This window comes from Pseudomonas sp. ES4 (assembly GCF_050586665.1).
Classification (GTDB): Bacteria; Pseudomonadota; Gammaproteobacteria; order Pseudomonadales; family Pseudomonadaceae; genus Aquipseudomonas; species Aquipseudomonas frederiksbergensis.
In genome coordinates this window covers 47,398-70,641 of record NZ_JBOBDO010000002.1, presented here as the reverse complement: position 1 = coordinate 70,641, position 23,244 = coordinate 47,398, and the positions used below count along the sequence as shown (strand labels likewise).

19 protein-coding genes and 1 tRNA gene are annotated in these 23,244 nt (G+C 59.3%); 15 read left to right on the top strand and 5 right to left on the bottom strand.

Annotated elements, in window-relative coordinates; genetic code table 11:
• Positions 1–87: 87 nt before the first annotated feature.
• From ACQ4OB_RS02455 to ACQ4OB_RS02400, 12 genes are all read left to right on the top strand, one after another.
• The gene (locus ACQ4OB_RS02455; RefSeq protein ID WP_074877135.1) at positions 88–1,392 is read left to right on the top strand and encodes an MFS transporter; all 1,305 of its coding nucleotides are present in this window, start codon (positions 88–90) and stop codon (positions 1,390–1,392) included.
• Positions 1,370–2,767 carry a NarK family nitrate/nitrite MFS transporter gene (locus ACQ4OB_RS02450; protein WP_074877133.1) on the top strand — a complete coding sequence of 466 codons (1,398 nt, stop codon included), beginning with the start codon at positions 1,370–1,372 and terminating at the stop codon, positions 2,765–2,767. Before ACQ4OB_RS02455 ends, ACQ4OB_RS02450 begins: the two co-directional genes overlap by 23 nt.
• 69 nt (positions 2,768–2,836) lie before the next feature.
• Complete coding sequence (locus ACQ4OB_RS02445) at positions 2,837–6,610, top strand: nitrate reductase subunit alpha (RefSeq protein WP_430955051.1); 3,774 nt, start codon at positions 2,837–2,839, stop codon at positions 6,608–6,610.
• A gap of 1 nt (position 6,611) precedes the next feature.
• Entirely contained in the window at positions 6,612–8,150 is a 1,539-nt protein-coding gene (gene narH, locus ACQ4OB_RS02440; protein ID WP_430955050.1) for a nitrate reductase subunit beta, read from the top strand.
• A gap of 2 nt (positions 8,151–8,152) precedes the next feature.
• Complete coding sequence (gene narJ, locus ACQ4OB_RS02435) at positions 8,153–8,908, top strand: nitrate reductase molybdenum cofactor assembly chaperone (RefSeq protein WP_102614424.1); 756 nt, start codon at positions 8,153–8,155, stop codon at positions 8,906–8,908.
• A complete protein-coding gene (narI, locus tag ACQ4OB_RS02430) occupies positions 8,901–9,581 on the top strand; it encodes a respiratory nitrate reductase subunit gamma (protein ID WP_074877127.1) in 681 nt (226 codons plus the stop codon). Before narJ ends, narI begins: the two co-directional genes overlap by 8 nt.
• Positions 9,582–9,591: 10 nt before the next feature.
• A complete protein-coding gene (locus tag ACQ4OB_RS02425) occupies positions 9,592–10,551 on the top strand; it encodes a peptidylprolyl isomerase (protein WP_430955049.1) in 960 nt (319 codons plus the stop codon).
• Between the two features lie 25 nt (positions 10,552–10,576).
• The gene (gene moaA / locus ACQ4OB_RS02420; RefSeq protein WP_430955048.1) at positions 10,577–11,569 is read left to right on the top strand and encodes a GTP 3',8-cyclase MoaA; all 993 of its coding nucleotides are present in this window, start codon (positions 10,577–10,579) and stop codon (positions 11,567–11,569) included.
• 262 nt (positions 11,570–11,831) lie between these two features.
• A complete protein-coding gene (locus ACQ4OB_RS02415) occupies positions 11,832–13,847 on the top strand; it encodes a ribonucleoside triphosphate reductase (protein ID WP_430955047.1) in 2,016 nt (671 codons plus the stop codon).
• Positions 13,848–13,879: 32 nt separating this feature from the next.
• Complete coding sequence (nrdD, locus tag ACQ4OB_RS02410; RefSeq protein WP_017338867.1) at positions 13,880–14,047, top strand: anaerobic ribonucleoside-triphosphate reductase; 168 nt, start codon at positions 13,880–13,882, stop codon at positions 14,045–14,047.
• The gene (locus ACQ4OB_RS02405) at positions 14,044–14,739 is read left to right on the top strand and encodes an anaerobic ribonucleoside-triphosphate reductase activating protein (RefSeq protein WP_430955046.1); all 696 of its coding nucleotides are present in this window, start codon (positions 14,044–14,046) and stop codon (positions 14,737–14,739) included. Before nrdD ends, ACQ4OB_RS02405 begins: the two co-directional genes overlap by 4 nt.
• 93 nt (positions 14,740–14,832) lie before the next feature.
• Positions 14,833–16,452, top strand: coding sequence for a methyl-accepting chemotaxis protein (locus ACQ4OB_RS02400; RefSeq protein WP_102614417.1), 1,620 nt, complete (start codon positions 14,833–14,835; stop codon positions 16,450–16,452).
• 33 nt (positions 16,453–16,485) lie between these two features.
• Here ACQ4OB_RS02400 and ACQ4OB_RS02395 read toward each other — a convergent pair whose 3' ends face one another.
• The 5 genes from ACQ4OB_RS02395 to ACQ4OB_RS02375 form a co-directional block, all read right to left on the bottom strand.
• Entirely contained in the window at positions 16,486–17,865 is a 1,380-nt protein-coding gene (locus ACQ4OB_RS02395; protein ID WP_430955045.1) for a 4Fe-4S binding protein, read from the bottom strand.
• On the bottom strand, positions 17,853–18,707 hold the full coding sequence (locus ACQ4OB_RS02390) for an FTR1 family iron permease (protein ID WP_430955044.1): 855 nt from the start codon (positions 18,705–18,707) through the stop codon (positions 17,853–17,855). Before ACQ4OB_RS02390 ends, ACQ4OB_RS02395 begins: the two co-directional genes overlap by 13 nt.
• A gap of 22 nt (positions 18,708–18,729) precedes the next feature.
• Positions 18,730–19,062, bottom strand: coding sequence for a cupredoxin domain-containing protein (locus tag ACQ4OB_RS02385; RefSeq protein ID WP_430955043.1), 333 nt, complete (start codon positions 19,060–19,062; stop codon positions 18,730–18,732).
• Positions 19,063–19,593: an iron transporter gene (locus ACQ4OB_RS02380; protein WP_074877111.1), complete on the bottom strand. Its 531-nt coding sequence runs from the start codon at positions 19,591–19,593 to the stop codon at positions 19,063–19,065.
• An 87-nt stretch (positions 19,594–19,680) separates the two neighbouring features.
• A complete protein-coding gene (locus ACQ4OB_RS02375) occupies positions 19,681–20,037 on the bottom strand; it encodes a hypothetical protein (protein ID WP_074877110.1) in 357 nt (118 codons plus the stop codon).
• Positions 20,038–20,196: 159 nt separating this feature from the next.
• On the opposite strand from ACQ4OB_RS02375, the gene ACQ4OB_RS02370 reads away from it, so the two are divergent.
• From ACQ4OB_RS02370 to ACQ4OB_RS02360, 3 genes are all read left to right on the top strand, one after another.
• Positions 20,197–20,418 carry a DUF3079 domain-containing protein gene (locus ACQ4OB_RS02370; RefSeq protein ID WP_074877108.1) on the top strand — a complete coding sequence of 74 codons (222 nt, stop codon included), beginning with the start codon at positions 20,197–20,199 and terminating at the stop codon, positions 20,416–20,418.
• Between the two features lie 202 nt (positions 20,419–20,620).
• A tRNA-Cys gene (locus tag ACQ4OB_RS02365) sits at positions 20,621–20,694 on the top strand.
• A 411-nt stretch (positions 20,695–21,105) separates the two neighbouring features.
• On the top strand, positions 21,106–23,232 hold the full coding sequence (locus ACQ4OB_RS02360; protein WP_430955042.1) for a TonB-dependent siderophore receptor: 2,127 nt from the start codon (positions 21,106–21,108) through the stop codon (positions 23,230–23,232).
• Positions 23,233–23,244 lie beyond the last annotated feature (12 nt).

Genomic DNA, 23,244 nt, shown 5'->3' with positions numbered 1-23,244 from the left:
CCCCCGGGGCTTCGTTGATATGGATCAAGTTTTTGCGGGGTTGGCCTCTCTAGTCTGCCGCCATGGCTAACTGACTGGAGAGCATTTGTGACCCAACCTCGTGTACGACAAGGCTTGGTGCTGGGCATGAGCACGCTGGCCTTCACTGTGTGTTTCATGGTCTGGATGATGTTTGCCGTGCTCGGTGTACCGATCAAGGACCTGCTCCAGCTCAACGAAACCCAATTCGGTCTGCTGGCTGCGACCCCGGTGCTGACCGGCTCACTGGTGCGTTTGCCACTGGGTCTGCTGACCGACCGCTTTGGCGGGCGCAGCGTGTTCTTCCTGTTGATGCTGGCCTGTGTGGCGCCGCTGTACCTGATCAGTCACGCCACCGCCTACTGGCAGTTCCTGGTGCTGGGCTTGTTCGTCGGCCTGGCCGGCGGCTCGTTCTCGGTCGGGATTGCCTACGTCGCCAAATGGTTCGACAAGGAGAATCAGGGCTTCGCCATGGGCATCTTCGGTGCCGGTAACGCCGGGGCCGCGGTGACCAAGTTTCTTGCCCCGGCGCTGATCGCTGCCGGCAGCTGGCAGCTGGTGCCAAAAGTCTTCAGCGCGATCCTCTTTATTACCGCGCTGCTGTTCTGGTTTCTCAGTGCCGAAAACAAGGACCACCGCAGTGCCTCCGGCGCTACCTTGCGTGAGCAATTGAGCTCGCTGAAGGACCCGGCGGTGTGGCGCTACTGCCAGTACTACTCGATCGTCTTCGGTGGCTACGTCGCCCTGGCCCTGTGGATGACCAAGTACTACGTGCAGGAATATGGTTTCAGCCTGCAAAGCGCGGCGCTGCTGGCGGCCTGTTTCTCCCTGCCCGGTGGTGTGCTGCGTGCGGTCGGCGGCTGGATGTCGGATCGCTGGGGTGCGCAAAGCGTGACCTGGTGGGTGTTGTGGGTCAGCTGGATCTGCCTGTTCCTGCTCTCGTATCCCCAGACCCAACTGCAAGTGCAGACCATCAACGGCCCGATAGATTTCCACATCGGCCTGAACCCGGCGCTGTTCACCGTGCTGCTGTTCGTCATGGGCATCGCCTTCGCGTTTGGCAAGGCCTCGGTCTTCAAATACATCGCCAACGACTACCCGAAAAACATGGGCGCGGTGTCCGGCATCGTCGGCCTCGCCGGTGGCCTGGGCGGTTTCGTGCTGCCGATCCTATTCGGCGCCCTGGTGGACCTCACCGGCGTGCGCTCTTCCTGCTTCATGTTGATGTACGGCGTGGTCTGGGTCTCCCTCACCTGGATGTACTTCAGCGAAATACGCAAAAGCGCGGTGCTGGGTAAAACGCCGCTGCTGACCCCGTCCCCGATTTCCAGCATTGCCCTAGGAGAAGAACATGTCCGTTCTGCAAAAGCCTGACAAAGGCCCGGTCATTCATGACTGGCGCCCCGAGGACCCAGCATTCTGGGGAAGTAGCGGCAAACAGACCGCCACGCGCAACTTGTGGATTTCCATTCCTGCGCTGCTGTTGGCCTTCGCGGTGTGGATGGTCTGGAGCACGGTAATCGTGCGTTTGAACGCCATCGGCTTCACCTTCAGCACCGACCAGTTGTTCTGGCTGGCGGCGTTGCCGGGCCTGTCCGGGGCGACCTTGCGCGTCTTCTACTCCTTTATGGTGCCGATCTTCGGTGGCCGTCGCTGGACCGCCCTGAGCACCGCGTCGCTGTTGTTGCCCTCGATCTGGATGGGCTTCGCCGTGCAGGACCCGAGCACCTCATACAGTGTGTTCGTGTTGATCGCCTTGCTCTGCGGTTTTGGTGGCGGCAACTTCGCCTCGAGCATGTCCAACATCAGTTTCTTCTATCCCAAGTCGCAGCAGGGCACGGCCCTTGGCCTCAACGCCGGGCTGGGTAACCTGGGCGTTTCGGTGATGCAGTTCTGTGTACCGCTGGTGATTACCTTCGGTGTGTTCGGTTTTATGGGCGGTTCGCCGCAAGCATTGCCGGATGGCGGCCAGTTGTGGTTGCAGAACGCAGGCTTCATTTGGGTACCGTTCATTGTCCTGGTGACGGTGCTGGCCTGGTTCGGCATGAATGACCTGTCCAGTGCCCGCGCTTCGTTCAGCGAACAGGCCGTCATCTTCAAGCGCAAACACAACTGGCTGATGTGCTGGTTGTACCTGGCGACCTTCGGCTCATTCATCGGTTTTTCCGCCGCGTTTCCGCTGCTGATCAAAACCTCGTTCCCTGATGTTATCGCCTTGAAATTCGCCTTCCTCGGCCCATTGGTCGGTGCGCTGGTACGGCCATTGGGCGGCTGGCTGGCGGACAAGCTCGGCGGCGCGAAAGTGACCTTGTGGAACTTCGTGGCGATGATCGCGATGGTCTTCGCCGTGATGCACTTCCTGCCGCAAAACGGTCAGGGCGGCAACTTCTACGGCTTCCTCGGCATGTTCATGCTGCTGTTCATCACCACTGGCATTGGCAACGGCTCCACCTTCCGCATGATCCCGGTGATCTTCCGCACCCAGCATGAAAAAGCCTCGGTCGGAAAACCACCGGCCGTGCGCGAACAAGCGCTGAAGAATGCCGGCAAAGAGTCAGCCGCCGTCCTGGGCTTCAGTTCGGCCATGGGCGCCTTCGGTGCGTTCTTTATCCCCAAATCCTTCGGCTCTTCGATGGCCCTGACCGGCGGCCCGGAGATGGCCTTCTACATGTTCGTCGGCTTTTACCTGAGCTGCATCGTGGTGACCTGGTGGTGGTACGCGCGCAAAGGCGCCGCGACACCCTGCTGAGAAAGCCCGAATTCAATCATTGCGTGGGCGGGGCACAGACTCCGCGACAAAGCCTGAGAGGACTACACCGTGAGTCATTTACTGGATCAATTGCGGTTTTTCAATCGCAAGCAAAACGAGTTTTCAGACGGTCATGGCGAGACCCGCAAAGAGTCTCGCGATTGGGAGAACGTCTACCGTTCGCGCTGGCAGTACGACAAGATCGTGCGTTCCACCCATGGGGTGAACTGCACCGGGTCGTGCTCGTGGAAAATCTACGTCAAGAACGGCCTGATCACCTGGGAAACCCAGCAGACCGACTACCCGCGTACCCGCAACGACCTGCCGAACCATGAGCCCCGTGGCTGCCCGCGTGGTGCCAGTTACAGCTGGTACATCTACAGCGCCAACCGGCTCAAGTACCCGAAAATCCGCAAGCCGTTGCTCAAGCTCTGGCGCGATGCGCGGCAAACCATGGCGCCGGTCGAAGCCTGGGCCAGCATCGTCGAGGACAAGGCCAAGGCCGACTCCTATAAAAGCAAGCGCGGCATGGGTGGCTTCATTCGTTCCAACTGGGAAGAAGTCAACGAGATCATTGCCGCGGCCAACGTCTACACCATCAAGCAATACGGCCCGGACCGGATCGTCGGCTTCTCGCCGATCCCGGCCATGTCGATGGTCAGCTACGCCGCAGGCTCGCGTTACCTGTCGCTGATCGGCGGCGCCTGCCTGAGTTTCTACGACTGGTACTGCGACTTGCCACCGGCCTCGCCGATGGTCTGGGGCGAACAGACCGACGTGCCGGAATCGGCCGACTGGTACAACTCCAACTACATCATTGCCTGGGGCTCCAACGTCCCGCAGACCCGTACCCCGGATGCGCACTTCTTTACCGAAGTCCGCTACAAGGGCACCAAGACTGTGGCGATCACTCCGGACTACTCGGAAGTCGCCAAGCTCACCGACCTGTGGCTGAACCCTAAGCAAGGCACCGATGCGGCGCTGGCCCAGGCGTTCAACCATGTGATCTTCAAAGAATTCCACCTGGACAAGCCGAGCGCCTATTTCACTGACTACGCCAAGCGTTTCACTGATTTGCCGGTGCTGGTGCTGCTCAAGCAAATGGCCGACAAGGCACCGGGCGCCGGTTACCAGCCGGACCGCTTCCTGCGCGCCAGCGACCTGACCGACAACCTCGGCCAGGAAAACAACCCGGAATGGAAAACCATCGCCCTCGATGTCAGCGGCGAACTGGTGTCCCCTCAAGGTTCCATCGGTTATCGCTGGGGTGAGAAGGGCAAGTGGAACATCCTGCCCCGTGAAGGCGGCGAAGGCCGTGAGATCGATCTGAAGCTGAGCCTGATCGGCGATGACGTGGCCGAAGTGGCGTTCCCGTATTTTGCCGGCGAATCCCACGAACACTTCCAGCACGTGGCCGGCGATGCGGTGCAATACCGCCGCGTGCCGGTGCATAACGTGGTGCTGGCGGACGGCAGCATGGCCAAAGTCGCCACCGTGTTCGACCTGTCGGCCGCCAACCTGGCGATCGATCGCGGCCTCGGCGGCGAAAACGTGGCCAAGGATTACAACGACGCCTCGGTACCCGGCACCCCGGCTTGGCAAGAGCAGATCACCGGCGTCAGCCGTGAGAAAGCCATCCAGATTGCCCGTGAATTCGCCGACAACGCCGACAAGACCAAGGGTCGCTCGATGATCATCGTCGGCGCGGCGATGAACCACTGGTACCACATGGACATGAACTACCGCGGGCTGATCAACATGCTCATGCTCTGCGGGTGTGTCGGTCAGACCGGTGGCGGTTGGGCGCATTATGTCGGTCAGGAAAAACTCCGTCCGCAATGCGGCTGGCTGCCCCTGGCGTTCGGCCTGGACTGGAACCGTCCGCCTCGCCAAATGAACGGCACCAGCTTCTTCTACGCCCACAGTTCGCAGTGGCGCCACGAGAAGATGAGCATGCACGACGTGCTCTCGCCGCTGGCCGATAAATCGCAATTCCCCGAGCATGCCCTGGACTACAACATCCGCGCCGAACGCGCCGGCTGGTTGCCCAGCGCACCGCAACTCAACACCAACCCTTTGCACATTTGCCGCGACGCCGCTGCCGCCGGCATGGACCCGAAAGACTACGTGGTCAAGTCGCTGCAGGACGGTTCGCTGCGTTTCTCCTGCGAACAGCCGGACAGCCCGGTCAACTTCCCGCGCAACATGTTCATCTGGCGTTCCAACCTGCTGGGCTCCTCGGGCAAGGGCCACGAGTACATGCTCAAGTACCTGCTCGGCACCAAGAACGGGGTGATGAACGAAGACATCGGCCAGGTCGGCGATTGCAAACCCGAAGAAGCCGAATGGGTGGACGAGGGCGCCATCGGCAAGCTCGATCTGGTCACCACGCTGGACTTCCGCATGTCTTCGACCTGCGTCTATTCCGACATCGTGTTGCCGACCGCAACCTGGTACGAAAAAGACGACATGAACACCTCGGACATGCACCCGTTCATTCACCCGTTGTCGGCTGCCATCGACCCAGCGTGGGAATCGCGTTCCGACTGGGAAATCTACAAAGGCATCGCCAAGGCGTTTTCCAGCATGTCCGAAGGGCACCTGGGCGTTGAAAAGGACCTGGTGACCATCCCGTTGATGCACGACAGCGTCGGCGAACTGGCCCAACCGTTTGGCGGCACCGACTGGAAAAGCGCCGGTGTGGCACCGGAGCCAGGCAAGAACGCGCCGAACCTGCACGTAGTCGAGCGTGACTACCCGAACATCTACAAGCAGTTCTCGTCTCTCGGGCCATTGCTGGAGAAAAACGGCAACGGCGGCAAAGGCATCAACTGGAACACCGAAGACGAAGTGAAATTCCTCGGTGAACTCAATCACAAAGAAGGCGACGCCGGTATCAGTCACGGCCGTCCGAAAATCGACACGGCCATCGACGCCGCCGAAGTGATTCTGTCGCTGGCACCGGAAACCAACGGCCAGGTAGCGGTCAAGGCCTGGGCCGCACTGTCGGAATTCACCGGCATCGACCACAGCCACCTGGCGCTGTCCAAAGCCCACGAGGCCATCCGTTTCCGCGACATTCAGGCACAGCCGCGCAAGATCATTTCCAGCCCGACCTGGTCGGGGCTAGAAGACGATCACGTCAGCTACAACGCCGGCTACACCAACGTTCACGAAGGGATCCCATGGCGCACCATCACCGGTCGCCAGCAGTTCTACCAGGATCACCCGTGGATGCAGGCGTTCGGCGAGCAACTGATGAGTTATCGCCCGCCCGTCAACACCCGCACCATCGAAGGGGTGAAAGGCAAGCGCAGTAACGGCCACAAGGAAATCGTCCTGAACTGGATCACCCCGCACCAGAAGTGGGGCATCCACAGCACCTACAGCGACAACCTGCTGATGCTCACCCTCAGCCGTGGCGGGCCAATTGTCTGGCTCTCGGAGAACGACGCGAAAAGCGCCGGCATCGAGGACAACGACTGGATCGAATGCTTCAACGTCAACGGTGCACTGACCGCCCGGGCGGTGGTCAGCCAGCGCGTCAAGGACGGCATGGTGATGATGTATCACGCACAGGAACGAATCGTGAACGTGCCCGGTTCGGAAACCACCAAAACCCGTGGCGGGCACCACAACTCGGTCACCCGAGTGGTGCTCAAACCGACCCACATGATCGGCGGCTATGCCCAGCAAGCCTACGGTTTCAACTATTACGGCACGGTCGGTTGTAACCGCGACGAATTCGTCGTGGTGCGCAAAATGTCCAAAGTCGACTGGCTCGATGGTTCAAGTGGCGATGACCTGCCACGTCCGCTGCCGACCGATATCGAGGAGAACTGAGATGAAGATTCGCTCACAAATCGGCATGGTTCTGAACCTGGACAAGTGCATCGGTTGCCACACCTGTTCGATCACCTGCAAAAACGTCTGGACCAGCCGCGAAGGCATGGAATACGCCTGGTTCAACAACGTCGAATCGAAACCCGGGATCGGCTATCCGAAAGAATGGGAAAACCAGGACAAGTGGAAGGGCGGCTGGATTCGCAACCCCAACGGCACGATCAACCCACGCATCGGCGGTAAATTCCGCGTGTTGGCGAACATCTTCGCCAACCCGGACCTGCCGAGCCTCGACGACTACTACGAACCGTTCGACTTCGATTACCAGCACCTGCACACCGCGCCGCTGGGCGAGCATCAACCCACCGCGCGTCCGCGTTCGCTGATCTCCGGCAAGCGCATGGAAAAAATCGAGTGGGGCCCGAACTGGGAAGAGATCCTCGGCACCGAATTCGCCAAGCGTCGCAAGGACAAGAACTTCGACAAGATCCAGGCGGACATTTACGGCGAGTACGAAAACACCTTCATGATGTATTTGCCGCGCCTGTGCGAACACTGCCTCAACCCGACGTGCGCAGCGGCGTGCCCGAGCGGGGCGATCTACAAGCGAGAAGAAGACGGCATCGTCCTGATCGACCAGGAGAAATGCCGGGGCTGGCGGATGTGCATCAGCGGCTGCCCGTACAAGAAGATCTATTTCAACTGGAAGAGCGGCAAGTCCGAGAAGTGCATCTTCTGCTACCCGCGTATCGAAGCCGGGATGCCGACCGTTTGCGCGGAAACCTGCGTCGGGCGCATCCGTTACCTCGGCGTGCTGCTGTATGACGCCGACCGCATCAGCGAAGTGGCGAGCACCGCCAATGAGCAGGATCTGTACGAGAAACAACTGGAGATCTTCCTCGATCCGAACGACCCGGCAGTGATTCGTCAGGCCCTGGCCGATGGAGTACCGCAGTCGGTGATTGATTCAGCCCAGCGTTCGCCGGTCTACAAAATGGCCGTGGACTGGAAACTCGCACTGCCGCTGCACCCGGAATACCGCACCTTGCCGATGGTCTGGTACGTACCGCCGCTGTCGCCGATCCAGAACGCTGCCACTGCCGGCACCGTCGGCATGAACGGGGTGATCCCGGACGTCGACAGCCTGCGTATTCCACTCAAGTACCTGGCGAACTTGCTGACCGCCGGCGATGAAAAACCGGTCAAGCGTGCGCTTAAACGCTTGCTGGCAATGCGCGCCTACAAACGCTCCGAGCAAGTCGATGGCGTTCAGGACCTGCAAGTACTGAAGGACGTCGGCCTGAGTGTGGCCCAGGTCGAGGAGATGTATCGCTACCTGGCGATCGCCAACTATGAAGACCGCTTTGTGGTACCGAGCGCGCACCGTGAAGACGCCATGAGTGACGCCTTTGCCGAACGCTCCGGTTGCGGCTTCAGTTTCGGCAGCGGTTGCAGCGGCAGCTCCGACACCAACATGTTCGGTGCGAAGAAAGCCAACCGCCGCGACATCCTGAAAACCGTCCAGTTGTGGGAGGAATGAGCATGCAAATTCTCAAAGTGATTTCGCTGCTGCTTGATTACCCGACCGAGACGCTGATTGGCGGTCGCGACGAACTGGAGAAAGCGATCATCCAGTCACGGGAAATCAGCCCTAAACAGCGCGGCGCGTTGTTCGAATTGCTCGAGCTGATCTGCGCCAATGACCTGATGGATGGGCAGGAGCACTACGGTGCGCTGTTCGGCCGGGGGCGCTCGTTGTCGCTGCTGTTGTTCGAGCACGTGCATGGTGAATCCCGCGACCGTGGCCAGGCGATGGTCGACATGATGGCGCAGTACGAAGAAGCCGGTTTTGCCATCGGCGTCAAAGAGCTGCCGGACTACATCCCGCTGTACCTGGAATTCCTCTCCACCCGTGAAGACATCGAGGCCCGCGAGGGCCTGGCGGATGTTTCGCACTTGCTGGCCTTGCTCGCCGCACGCTTGGAAGAGCGGGAAAGCGCCTATGCCAGTTGCTTCCGGGCGCTGCTGCAAATCGCCGGGGCCGAACCGCATCAGGCGGTGGCCGACCTGCGGGCGCAGGTGGCGGCGGAACCGCGTGACGACTCCCTCGAAGCTCTCGACAAGATCTGGGAAGAGGAGGCCGTGGACTTCCTCCAGGCCGAACAGCAGGACCGTTGCAGTTCACTGCCAAGCGCACCGGGCAAGGCCCGTGAGGAAAGCGCAGTGCCGTTGCACTGGGTGGATTTTCAGCATGAAGGGCTGGCCGCAGCGCCAGCCAAGGAGGTAGGCAATGTCTAAATGGAACCTGTTGTTGTTCGGGGTCTATCCCTACGTCGCTTTGGCCATTTGCCTGATCGGCAGTTGGGCGCGCTTCGACCTGTCGCAATACAGCTGGAAAGCAGGTTCGAGCCAGATGCTCAATCAGCGCGGCATGCGCGTGGCGAGCAACCTCTTTCACGTCGGCGTGTTGTTCGTGCTGGCCGGACACTTCGTCGGCCTGTTGACCCCGGCGTCGATTTATCACCACGTGATCAGCACTGAGAACAAGCAGTTGCTGGCAATGGTCTCGGGCGGGTTCTTCGGCCTGCTGTGCCTGATCGGCCTGCTGATGCTGGTTAACCGGCGGCTCAACGACCCTCGGGTCCGCGCTACTTCCAGCCCTTCGGACATCCTGATTCTGCTGGTGCTGCTGGCGCAATTGCTGCTCGGTCTGCTGACCATCGTCGCGTCCACCGGCCACATGGACGGCTCGGTGATGGTGATGCTCGCCGATTGGGCGCAGAACACCGTGCTGTTGCGGCCGGTGGAAGCAGCGGCGGCCATCGCGCCGGTCGGGTTGATCTACAAATTGCATGTGTTTCTCGGCTTGACCCTGTTTGTGCTGTTCCCCTTCACCCGTCTCGTACACATGATCAGCGCACCGATCTGGTACCTGGGGCGTCGTTATCAAATCGTTCGTCAGAAGTACTGAGGAGACAATCATGTCAGGTGGATGTGGATGTGGTGGCGGTAACGGGGGCAGCGGTGGCTGCGGTTCTTCAAAAAAAGCCGAGGTCGTTCTCGACATCGCGCCGGTCGCAGCGGCGCAGTTCGAAGCGCTGCCGGTAGAGCCCGCCGCGGCCGATGACGCTCCGGCGCAGTTGATCGCCAGCAGTGAACAGGAATGGCCGATCGTCAGCGTCAACGAGGTGTTGATCACCCCGGAGGCGATGGCCCAGGAACTGCAATATCACCCGGCCGAAAGCCGCGAGGAGGCGGTCTTCCTGGCCGCCCGGGCGCTGGTGATCCGCGAGTTGTTGCAGCAGCGCATCACCGAACTCGGTGTGTCGCTGGAGATCGGCGCCGGTGAGAACGAAGAAGAAGCGGCCACGCGTTTGTTGCTCGAACGTGAGGTGAAAGTGCCGCAGTGCGACGAGGAGTCGAGTCTGCGTTACTACGAAAACAATCGCGGACGCTTCCACAGCGCGCCGTTGCTGGCGGTGCGGCACATCTTGCTCGAATGCGCGCCGGACGATGTCGAGGCCCGGGAGCTGGCGCAGGGTCAGGCCGAAGTCCTGCTGCAACAGCTGGATGAATTCCCCGGCAGTTTCGCCGAGCTGGCCGTGAAATATTCGGCCTGCCCGTCGAAAGCCCAGGGCGGTTCTTTGGGACAGATCAGCAAGGGCCAGACCGTGCCCGAGCTGGAGCGTCAGTTGTTCACCCTGGCACCGGGCCTGGCCAGCAAACCGCTGGAAAGTCGCTACGGCTGGCATGTGATCAGCGTCGATCAGCGAATCGAAGGCATGCCGTTGCCCTATGAAGTGGTGTCGACGGCGATTCGCACGCAGTTGCAGCAAGGCGTCTGGCAAAAAGCGCTGGTGCAGTACCTGCAAACCCTGATCGGTGCGGCGGATATTCGCGGTATCCACTTGCAGGGCGCCGACTCACCGCTGGTGCAGTGAGCCTCGAGGCAAACCGGGAGATGTGATGAACGCTGTAATGCAGGATGGCTTTGGGCGGCAGATCGATTATCTGCGGATGTCGGTGACGGACCGCTGTGATTTTCGCTGTGTGTATTGCATGGCGAAAAACATGACGTTCCTGCCGCGTCAGCAGGTGCTCACCCTGGAAGAGTTGCAGCGTTTGGCGACGCTGTTCGTCGGGTTGGGCGTACGCAAAATCCGTCTGACCGGTGGTGAGCCGCTGATTCGTCCGGGCATTGTCGAACTGTGTCGCAACATCGCCGCGCTGCCCGGTTTGCGCGAACTGGTGATGACCAGCAACGGCTCGCAACTGAGCCGCCTGGCCCGGCCGTTGGTCGACGCCGGGGTCAAGCGGATGAACATCAGCCTCGATAGCCTGGACGGACAGAAATTTCGCGCGATCACCCGCATCGGCGATCTCGACCAGGTGCTCAACGGCATCGAAGCGGCTCGGGACGCGGGGTTTGAGCGGATCAAACTCAACTGCGTGGTGATGAAGGGGCGTAACTTCGATGAGGTCCCGGCGTTGGTGCAGTACGCCATCGACCAGCGCATCGACATCTGTTTCATCGAAGAAATGCCCTTGGGCGACGTCGGTCGTTCCCGGGGTGAATCGTTTTGTTCCAGCGACGAAGTGCGCACGCTGATCGCCAGCCAGCATCGCTTGCTCGACAGCACCGAAAACAGCGGCGGACCGGCGCGCTACGTGCGCCTGGAACGCCATCCCGATACCCGGATCGGGTTCATTTCGCCCAACAGCCACAACTTTTGTGGCAGCTGTAATCGGGTGCGGATGACGGTTGAAGGGAAGTTGTTGTTGTGCCTGGGGCAGGACGATGCGCTGGACTTGCGTGGATTGCTGAGGCGATATCCGTTGGATGACCAGCCGGTGATCAACGCGGTGCAGAAGGCCTTGCGCGGCAAGCCATTGCGCCACGATTTCAGCCCCGACCGGGAGGTACAGATTGTGCGGTTCATGAACATGAGTGGGGGTTGAGCTGTCTTGCACGATTCAAAAAATACAACCAATCCATGTGGGAGCGGGCTTGCCCGCGAAGAGGCCATTACATCCAACATCAATGTTGACAGATAGACCGCCATCGCGGGCAAGCCCGCTCCCACATGGGACCCGCGCTTGTCACAGATTCACCGCCAAATCTTGATATCGATCAATTGCAGATCAGCACTTTGTCCGTAGCCTTCACTGCATGTTGTGGTTTTAAGTTTGTTTAAGTCTATATGTAGTGTCTGGAGGCCAAATGCAGAGCACGCTGATCGCAGTAGGAAGTAACCGCTTGCACAAGCGCGATGGCAGTCAGGTCGCCTTCGATGCCGACAAGATCCGTCAGGCATTGATCGCCGCCGGCAAGGCGACAGGGGAGTACGGCGAGGTTGAGGTCGAAGGTTTGCTCGACGCGGTATTGGCCAGGCTCGAAGGGTTGCCGAGGCTGCATGTCGAGCAAATCCAGGACCGTGTTGAACGGGTGTTGATGGACGCCGGTTTTTTCCTCGCGATGCGCGCCTACATCGTCTACCGCGAACAGCACGGGCGCTTGCGGCGTGACCGCCGGACCTTGGTCGAAGTCGCGACCTCGATGAACGAATACCTCGACCGCGAAGACTGGCGGGTCCAGGCCAACGCCAATCAAGGCTACTCACTGGGCGGGCTGGTGTTGAACGTATCAGGCAAAGTCACCGCCAACTACTGGCTGGACGAGGTGTACAGCGAGGCTATTGGCCAGGCTCACCGTGAGGCGGATTTGCATGTGCACGACCTCGACATGCTCGCCGGTTACTGCGCCGGCTGGTCGCTGCGCACCCTGTTGCACGAAGGGCTCAACGGTGTGCCGGGGCGTGTCGAAGCCGGTCCGCCTAAGCACTTGAGCAGTGCCCTGGGGCAGATGGTGAATTTCCTCGGCACGTTGCAAAACGAATGGGCCGGGGCCCAGGCGTTCAGCTCGTTCGACACCTACCTGGCGCCCTATGTGCGCAAGGATCAGCTGAGTTATCAAGAGGTGCGCCAGGCGATCCAGGAGTTCATCTACAACCTCAACGTGCCGTCACGCTGGGGCACCCAGACGCCGTTCACCAATCTGACTTTCGATTGGGTGTGCCCGCAGGATTTGCGCGAGCAGATACCCGTCATCGGCGGTGAGGAAATGCCGTTTGCCTATGGCGACCTGCAAGTCGAAATGGAGCTGCTCAACCGCGCCTACATCGAGGTGATGCAGGCCGGCGATGCGAAAGGGCGGGTGTTCACCTTTCCGATCCCGACCTACAACATCACCCACGACTTTCCGTGGGACAGTGAAAACGCCGATCGCCTGTTCGAGATGACTGCGCGTTACGGCCTGCCGTATTTCCAGAACTTCCTCAATTCGGACCTGCAACCCAATCAGGTGCGCTCGATGTGCTGCCGTTTGCAGCTGGATGTGCGCGAGTTGCTCAAGCGTGGCGGCGGCTTGTTCGGTTCAGCGGAGCAAACCGGATCGCTCGGCGTCGTCACCATCAACTGCGCGCGGTTGGGCTATGTGTTCAAGGGGAATACCAGCGGTTTGCTGCAGCGCCTGGACACGTTGATGGAACTGGCGATGGAAAGCCTGGAGGTCAAGCGCAAGGTGATTCAACACCACATGGATGCCGGTCTGTACCCGTACACCAAGCGCTACCTCGGAACCTTGCGTAACCATTTTTCCACCATCGGCCTCAATGGCATGCATGAAATGCTGCGCAATTTCACCGGTGACGAGGAGGGCATGCACACCGAGAAGGGCCGGCAGTTTGCCCTGAAGATGCTCGATCACGTGCGCGCCACGTTGCTGCGATTCCAGGAAGAAACCGGCCACATGTACAACCTGGAAGCGACGCCGGCCGAGGGCACGACCTACCGCTTCGCCAAGGAAGATCTCAAGCGCTACCCCGACATTCTCCAGGCGGGCAGCGTGCAAGCGCCGTATTACACCAACTCCTCGCAACTGCCCGTGGGCTACACCGAAGACCCTTTCGAGGCCCTGGAACTTCAAGACGAACTGCAATGCAAATACACCGGCGGCACGGTCTTGCACCTGTACATGGCCGAGCGGATTTCCTCGACCCAGGCCTGCAAGCAACTGGTGCGCAAAGCCCTTGGCCGCTTCCGCCTGCCGTACCTGACCGTGACCCCGACGTTCTCCATCTGCCCGGTGCACGGCTACCTCGATGGCGAGCATGAGTTCTGCCCCAAGTGCGACGAGGCACTGCTGCTGAAAGAGCAAAAGCTCGGCAGCGTTCATTGATTTCGATCCACTCAACCGCAAGGAGCTTCACCATGACTGCATCGCAAACACTGCCCCAGGCTCAACGTCAACGCTGCGAAGTCTGGACCCGGGTAATGGGTTATCACCGCCCTGTGTCGGCGTTCAATCCGGGTAAACAATCGGAACACCGCGAGCGGGTGCACTTCACTGAAAGCGCGGCACTGGCCGGGCGCCAATGAGTCGAACGCTTCGGGTCGGGGGCATGGTGCCCCTGACCACTATCGACTATCCGGGACAGCTCGCCTGCGTGCTGTTTTGCCAGGGTTGCGCCTGGCGTTGTCGTTACTGCCATAACCCGCAGTTGATCCCGCCTCGTGGCACAGACGAAGTGGATTGGCGGCGGGTGTTGGCGTTTCTGCAACGGCGTCAGGACCTGCTCGATGCGGTGGTGTTCAGCGGCGGTGAGCCGACCTTGCAGGACGGTTTGCTCGGCGCCATGGATGAAGTGCGGGCGATGGGATTTCGCATCGGTTTGCACAGCGCCGGGATCAAGCCTGCTGCATTTGCCAAGGCGCTGACCGGGGCCGATTGGGTCGGTTTCGATGTCAAGGCGTTGCCCGAGGATTGCCAGGCGATCACCCGGGTCGAAGGCAGCGGAACGGCCAACTGGCACAGCCTTGAGCATCTGCTGGCCAGCGGCGTCGACTACGAATGTCGCACCACCGTGCATTGGCATCTGTTCGAACCGGAGCGTCTGCTGATCCTCGCCAGGCGCTTGAGCGAACTCGGCGTCAAACGCTTCGCCGTGCAACTGGTTCGCACCGAGCGGATGTTTGATCCGTTGCTGCCGAGTGTTTCGGCACAAGCCTTGCTTCCTGACTTATGGGATGCCATGCGCGAGTTGTTTCCAGCCTTTGTATTACGGGGGTAACCGAGGCTGAGGTTTAACGTTTGACAGGGATATCCAACATTAGGTTTTCAAATGCGCTGCCAATCGGCAGGTATCAAACGGGGAGCATTTGATATGGCCAAATTAACCACGGCACAACGTATCGTCATCGGCTTTGCAATCGCGCCGCTGGCCTTGATGGGCATGGCGTTTTACGCGTTGCACGATCTGGCGACGCTCAAGGAACAGGCGGTCGTCATCGTCAAGCAGGACTGGCCGAAGATCGACCCGATCATGGTCATCGCCACCGGTGTGCGCGATAACGCCCGGAACACCCGGGATTTGCTGATCGATAAAGACAATCAGCAAGTGCAGCAGTCAATCGACGCCACCAAGAAACGCATCACCCAGGCACTCGAAACGCTTGAACCTTTGTTCTATTTGCCGGAGGGCAAAAGCGCTTATGCCGCGCTGAAGAAGAATCGCGAAGCCTACGTGGCGGCGTTCACTCAAGTGCAGGTGCTGATCCGGCAAGGTGCTTTCGATGACGCCATGGCACAGCTGAAGCAAAAGGTCGTGCCGGCTGAACGCGAGGTTTATGGCAGCCTGGATCAGTTGATGGCGCTGCAAGGCAAAATATTCGCCGACCGGGAACAGTCGGCGCAGGAGCTGTACAGCGATGCCCGGCGCAATATGCTCGGGTTGTTTTTGTTCTGTGTGGCGCTGGTCATCGCCGCCGCGGTAATCGTCACACGCAGTGTGACCCGGCCATTGGGCGGCGAGCCGGATGATGCCGCACGGTTTTTGAGTCAGATCGCTCAGGGCGACCTGACGATTCAGGTGCCCGTGAACTCAAGTGTCGGCGGCAGCGTGATGATGAACATGCACCAGATGCAGCAAAGTCTGAATGCCATGGTCAAGCACATCGCGACGTCGGTGGACCAGGTGGCCAGTTCCTCCGAAGAGCTGAGTGCGGTCAGCAGCCAGACCAGCAGCAACCTGCAATTGCAGGGGCTGGAGATCGAACAGGCAGCCACCGCGGTGAACCAGATGACCGCGGCGGTCGACGAAGTGGCGCGCAATGCGGTCAGCACTTCCGAGGCCTCGCGGCAGTCCGAGCAAACCGCACAGCGCGGGCGTGAACAGGTTCAGGAAACCGTGGTTTCAATCGGCGCATTGGCCGATGGCGTCACCGACACCTCACAGCGCATCGAGCAACTGGCGGGCCGGGTGCAGGACATCAGCAAGGTGCTGGACGTGATTCGCAGCATCGCCGAGCAGACCAATTTGCTGGCCCTCAACGCGGCCATTGAAGCGGCCCGTGCCGGGGATGCCGGACGCGGTTTTGCCGTGGTCGCCGATGAAGTGCGCGCCCTGGCCCATCGCACGCAAGAGTCCACCCAGGAAATCGAGCAGATGATTGGCAACATTCGTCTCGATACCGGCCATGCCGTGACGGCCATGCAAAGCAGCAGCAACCTGGTTCGGGCCACCCTTGAAGTGGCGCAGCGCTCGGGGGATGCATTGGACGAAATCACTCGGTCGATCTCACAGATCAACGAGCGCAACATGATGATTGCCAGTGCCACGGAAGAGCAGGCGTTGGTGGCGCGGGAGGTGGATCGTAATCTGATGGGCATCCGCAACTTGTCCGAGCAGGTCTTGCTGGGTGCCCAACATACTCACACGGCGGGTCACGATTTGGCGCAGATGGCCGGGGCGCTGCACCAGACGGTGGCGCGTTTTAAAGTCTAGGTAATTCGGGGTGGTGGTTGTGGATGAGGGTGCTCAAGACCAGCCCCAGAACTGCAACCACCAGCCGCCCCCTACCAAGCCGATCGCGAGTATCAGGCAAGTGCTGCCAGCGCAGCGACGAACTTGGGAAATGCCTTCGCGATCCAGCCGTTTCCATCCCAGCAACAGGCTCCAGCCCATCGCGGCCATTAACACGCAAGCCCTGGCCGGTTGTACCCATTCCAGCAGCAGCCCTTCATAGCGCAGCAATTTCACCGTTGTGGCCGACAGCCCGAGAAACAACCCTGCACCACCCAAGGGCGTGAGTGTCATTGCCAGGGGCCAATACAGTGCAGGATCTTGCGCCAGTCGCGCGGTCAGGCGCAGAAGGATCATCAGCGCCGTGCCCAACACCATCGAACTCAAACCCAGATAAACGACGATGCTGAAACCGTCTAGCCAACTGAAACTGTCGTTGAGCTGTGGGTAATGGGTGAGCAGCCACCAGGGCGCGTTGTCCTCCAGGGCCCAGAGTTGGTCGTGCTCGACCAGCCATTGGGCGAGTGTTTGTTTGAGGGCGACGAACCATGGGCTGACCGTCCATTGAAACGCGCCCATGGCCAGGCCGATCACGCCGAACAGCAATAAGCGCGCGTCCCACGGTGAAAGTGCCTGCGCCGTCGCGTGAAGAATTTCCTGATTGCTGGAGCGAGCGATCAGCTGAACAGCGCCGCGTTGTCCGCTGCAGCGTCCGCAGGCATGACAATCACTAGCACCTTGCATGCGACGGATATCGAGCAAAGGCGCGCAGTTGGGCGGCGGCAGGCGCGGTGCGGAGTTTTCAATCCAGCGTTGTTCGTCGACCTGAAAATGCACGGGAGCCAGGCGAGCGAGCAGGGCGAAGACGCCGCTGACCGGGCACAGGTAACGGCACCAGATCCGCTTGCCCCGGGCGAACAGCAACCCGACAACGACCGCGGCGACGGTCGAGCCGCCCAGAATCAAGAGCGCCGCCTGGGCGTAGTCATAGACGCTGATCAACTGGCCGTAGAGGGTCGTCAGGCAGAACGCGAGGGTTGGCCAGCCGCCCCAGCGCAACCAGCGCGGCACACCCAAACCTTTGCCGTAATGGCTGGCCCATTCGCTGAGTGAACCTTCCGGACAGAGAACCCCACACCAGAGGCGGCCGAACAGCACGATCGACAGCAGCACGAACGGCCACCAGATCCCCCAAAACAAAAACTGCGCGAACAGAGTCAGGTTATCGAGCATCCGTGCCTGGCTGCCCGGCAGCGGCAACACCGCCGGTACCACCAACAACAACGCATAGAACAGTACAACGGCCCACTGCACAGCGCGAATGACGGGAGCATGACGACGCATGCCGTCGCCCAGGCGCTGCAGCCATCGATTGTGGCGACTCAGTTCAGGCATGGGACTTTTTCCGCAGCACGTTGACGCAGCCATCCGCCGACGGTCAGCCAGTAACCTGCCAGCACCAGTAATGTCATGCCGCTGGGCGTCGCGCGATAACCGGCAAAACCGGCAAGGAAACCACCCAGGCCATGGCTGTCGCTGAGCACGGCACTGCTGTCCCAAAGCGCATCACCAACGAGGCTGTACATTGCCTCCGGCAAATCCATGGCGAGTAATTGACCGCCGATTCTCTCGGTGCCACTGACCAGCATTGCCGCGCCGAGCAACAGCAAAACGGCTTCGCTGATGGCGAAGAATCGTTGCCACGAAATGAACTGTCGACTGCTGTGCAGCAGGGCAATGGTCAGGGCCGATAGCGCCAGCCCCATTGCACCGCCAATGGCGAACAAGCCGAGTTGCGGACCTCGTAACTGAGCGCCGGCGCCATAGAGAAACACCACCGTTTCACTGCCTTCGCGGCTGACGGCAAGCATGGCCAGCAATAACAGGCCTGCGCCACCTTGCCGGGCCAGGTGGCTATCGGCGTGTCGCCGCAAATCGTGCTTGAGGGTGCGCCCGTGGCGATGCATCCAGCCGACCATTTGCACGATCAGCAAGCTGGCCACCAACGCGAGTGCGGCCTGGAACCACTCGCTGGCTGAACCGCTCATTGCCTCACCGGCAAACAGAATCAACACTGCCAGCAGGCTCGAGAACAGCAATCCCAGCACGACGCCTGCCCACAAGTACTTCGCCAGTCGATCAGCCTGAGGCTGCTGGCTGACCCAGGCCTGGAGAATGCCGATCACCAGCAGCGCCTCGACGCTTTCGCGCCAGACAATGAACAATGATTGATTCATGAAAACTCCGTGTTGGAACGGGTTATTTCGCGAGGATGCCGCCCTCGGGCAGTTGCGGATTGAACTCGTCGAAGAAGGGGTAGTGGCCGGGCCTGAGCGGGTGAATGACCACGAAGGTTGTCACGCCCGGCGACAGTACTTTTTCAACCCGCAAGGGCGTGCTCTCGAATTCGGCCGGGCCTTGGCCGATATTTTTCAGGATGATCTTGAAGCGCTGACCGGCCGGAACCTCCAGCAAGGCAGGGGAGAAGTGGCCATCGCGCAGGCACAGTTCATAGCTCGGTAATTCGGCATAGGCTGTGAACGGTGCTACTGCTCCGGCAAGCATCAGCCAGGCAATCCGCAAACGCTTCATTCAATAGCCGCCTTTTTTACCGATACCGGCGTAGATGAACTCGTAGTGCAATTCGCAGCGTTCAAACCAGGGGGCTACGCCGGTTTCCTTATCGGTATGGCGGCCAAGGGAACCATGACCGCCAGGTGGCAGGACGGTGAAGGTCAGCTGATATTTACCTGGACCGAGCAGCTTTACATTGTCGCCATAGTGCGGGCCGTCATTGGCGACCATGGCGTGGAAATCGCCTTTGAGTTCGTTCTCGCTGCCCTGTTTTTTCAGGTTGAACGAGACATTCAGATAAGGCACGAAACTGCCTTCCTGAAAGCCTTGCCGATTGTCCGCCGTGGCGCGAATGTCGGCTTCCAGGTGCACATCGGAATCCGCGGTGGCCCGCATCATTCCGGCAGGCGCCATCTCGATCGGCTGCAAATACACCGCCCCGACTTCCAGCCCCGGACACAGCTGCGGTTCCCCTATCGGGTATTCCTTGGCCTGAGCCAGCGGTGTTAGCAACAGCAGGGCGAGTGACAGCGAAAAGGTCGTACGCATGATGTCTTCCTGGGCACTGACGAGTGGGAGCCCGAGTGTAGGAAGCTTTCCTGCGAATAATAATGATTGTTATCAAGTTTGCAGTGATTAAGCCTGGGACGACGGGGAGCGCTTTCGAAATCGCTCGGCACGGTCGACGCAATCGTTCATCTGCGCAGCCGCGTGAATCGTCAGAGGATGCTGGGTGAAGCCGGGCCGGGGTGAAATGTAAGCGGCCATTTCGCGGGCGACGGCCAATTGTTGGTCCGAACCTTGTGTCAGTAACGCGATGACCAGGTTTTCCAGGGCAATCACCCGGACACGAAGGTGGACCAGTTCTGCATTGGTCAATTCGGGGGGAGAGGCAAATGCTTCTGCATCGAGTGATTTTTCCGTGACTTCATCATCCCAGGTCGACAATTGGACAGGGCTTTGGTCTTCGGCAGGAGTTTTTTTACCAGGCATAAGTAGCTTCTCCAGGTGTTTTTTTTGGCCGCCCAAGGGGGGAAAGCGGCTGATTCCCCAGCAGAGCAAAGCTTAGCCATACCTTGATCCGTATCAAGGTCGTTTTTGCGCGAGCGATATAGGTTGGGGGCACATCCTACAGGCAAGCCGGGGATCGACATGGCCAAGAATTTTCCCATCAGCCCCAAGCACCCCGAGCGCATTTGCTGGGGCTGCGACAGGTACTGTCCAGCAAACTCCCTGGCGTGCGGCAATGGCTCCGACAGGACAATGCATCCAGCCGAAATGATCGGAGACGATTGGTATCTGCATGGCGACTGGGGCATTGAACCGTTGATCGCGGTAGAAGACGTGACAGACGAACCCGGCCGGAAGGGTTGAGCACCCCTTTAAACATCGAAACCACCTGACGGAATTTTTTTTGAAATCAAGGGGTTGCCAGCCTCGGGAAATCAGTACATAATTCACGCCATCGAAAGCACTGACCGCTGAAAAAGCTCAATGTTTTCAAGGAGTTAGATCATGAATCTTACTCCAAGTTTGTACGCGTTTGATGTTGTGCTACATGACATCAGATGTTTGAGGCCGAGTAGCAAAATGGTTATGCAGTGGATTGCAAATCCACCTACGCCGGTTCGATTCCGACCTCGGCCTCCAATTTAAACAAGCTCCGTAGATCTATGATTTACGGAGCTTTTTTATTTGCACTGTCCGGCAAGATTTAATCTTGAAAGGGCAGTCGCGAACCTGCTTCACCGGAGCGGGAGTTTCTCCAGCACCCATCTGCGCACGCTTCCCCCTCCGTAAAATATTTTCAAAGTCCCCCCAAATCAACGCTTGGGGGCTAATTGTGAGCCGCAGCTCTCAATAGACCCATCTCCCGCAAGCTCTGCACCACCTTGCCAAACTCTCGTCAAGAATTACTCGAATAGCGATTTGCACAACCGAATGTCGCATTTCAAATGCGAATGCAAATACGTATTAAAAGCGTATTTTTTTGTATACCATGCGCGTCGATTTGTTGGCATGTATGTCATCCCATTTGGCTATTTTCTCAAGGTTTCTTCGATGCGTCGTACTCTGGTTTCTATCTGTGTGCTTCAGGCGTTTTCCGTTTCTTCCTGGGCTGAGGAAGCGACAATCGATAAAGCCAGCCTGGAGCTGCAAGCGACCGACATCGTTGGCACTGCTGATTTTGAAACGGCCTTGGGGCCGGTGGATGGGTATCGTGCGACGCGTTCGGCCAGTGCGACGCGTACCGACACGTCGATCCACGAAACACCACAATCCATAACTGTGGTGCCCAAGGATGTGGTAGAGGACATCAGTGCCACCCGGCTGCAGGACGCGCTCGACTATGCCGGCGGCGTCGGGCGGGCCAACAACTTTGGTGGCCAGGGTTTGACTACTTTCACGGTGCGTGGATTTACCACCGGCGAGTTCTACCGCAACGGCTTTCCGATCAACCGTGGTTATCCGAACATGCCGGATGCGAACTCCATCGAGCGGCTTGAAGTGTTGCGAGGACCGGCGACCATGCTCTATGGCCGAGGCGACCCAGGTGGCACATTCAACGTCATTTCCAAACAACCCCTGGCCGTGCCCGTTGTGACCTTGGGTAGCCAACTCGATGACCAGGGAATGAAGCGTGGCACGCTGGACGCCTCCGGCCCGCTGGATGATGAAGGCCGCCTGGCCTATCGCCTGAATGTGGTCGGTGAGGGCGGCGATACCTTTCGTGATCATGTTGAAACCGAGCGCTACGGCGTAACGCCGGTACTGAGCTGGCAGGTCACCGATGAGACCAAGGTGATCTTCGAAGGTGACTTCATGCGCAACAACCATCCGCTTGATCGCGGTGTGACGCGCTATCCGAATCAGATTGGCACCGCCTCTCGCGATACCTTCTTCGGCGAAAAAGACGTTGGCAAATTGCACAACGACAACAACATGGCGCAGCTGCGTTTCGAGCACCTGCTGAGCGATAACTGGACGTTGGGTGGTGGTTTCCAATGGCTCGATGGCACTCTTGAAGGCAATGCCGTTGAGGCCAATGGTGTCGCGGCCGACGGGCGCACCTTGGGCCGCAACTTTAACTACCGCAAGCTGGAATGGACGGATAAAGACACTCAGCTCAACCTCACCGGGCATTTCACGGCGGGCGGTTTTGATCACACCTTGCTGACCGGTGTCGAATTCGAAGATTACGACTACAAGTCGATCATTCAGCGCTCCAGCGGCGCGGTGAGTGCGTACCCGATTGATATCTTCAATCCGGTGTATGGCCAGCCTCGACCAGCCTTGACCCGAACCCCGACCAACGATCAAGAAAACCTCAAGACCTACGCCGCTTTCCTCCAGGATCAAGTGGCATTGACCGAGCGCTTGAAACTCCTGGCCGGGGCCCGCTTCGAGCGCTTCGAACATGACTACGAAACCTTTGTACCGGGCGGTAAAAGCTGGGAAGCCAGCGACAATGCCGTGACCCCGCGCATAGGGCTGACCTACGATCTCACCGACACCGTGGCGATCTATGCCAATACGGCCCGCTCGTTCAAGCCCAACACGGGTGCCAGTCGTCAAGGCGGTGGTTTCGAACCGGAAAAAGGCAAATCCTATGAGTTGGGTATCAAGTGGGAAGCGCTGGACAGTCAATTGAGTGTCGACGCGGCGATCTACCAGATTGAAAAGCGCAACGTACTCACCACCGATCCTGTGGACTCTACCTTCAGTGTGGCGGCAGGCGAGGTGCGCAGCCGTGGTTTCGACCTGAACGTTGCCGGCAACCTGACTCCGCAATGGCGGGTGATTGGCGGTTACGCCTATGTCGATGCGGAAGTGACCAAGGACAACGTCATCAAGTCCGGCACCCGACTGATGAACATTCCGCAGAACAGCTTCAGCCTGCTCAACGTCTACGAGTTCCAGGATGGCGTATTTAAGGGCTTGGGTCTGGGCACAGGTCTGAAGTACGTAGATGAGCGCGAAGGGCAGACAGCCAACACAGCATTTTCAATGGGCAGCTACACCGTCGTCGACCTACTCAGCTATTACAAGGTCAACGAAAGGATCAGGATCAACCTGGATGTGAAGAACTTAACTGACGAAGACTATGAGGAAGGGGCGTTCGGCAATGTCTATGCCTATCCAGGGGCCCCAAGAACGGTACAGGTCGGCATTTCATACACGTTGTAATCCAGTTGATGT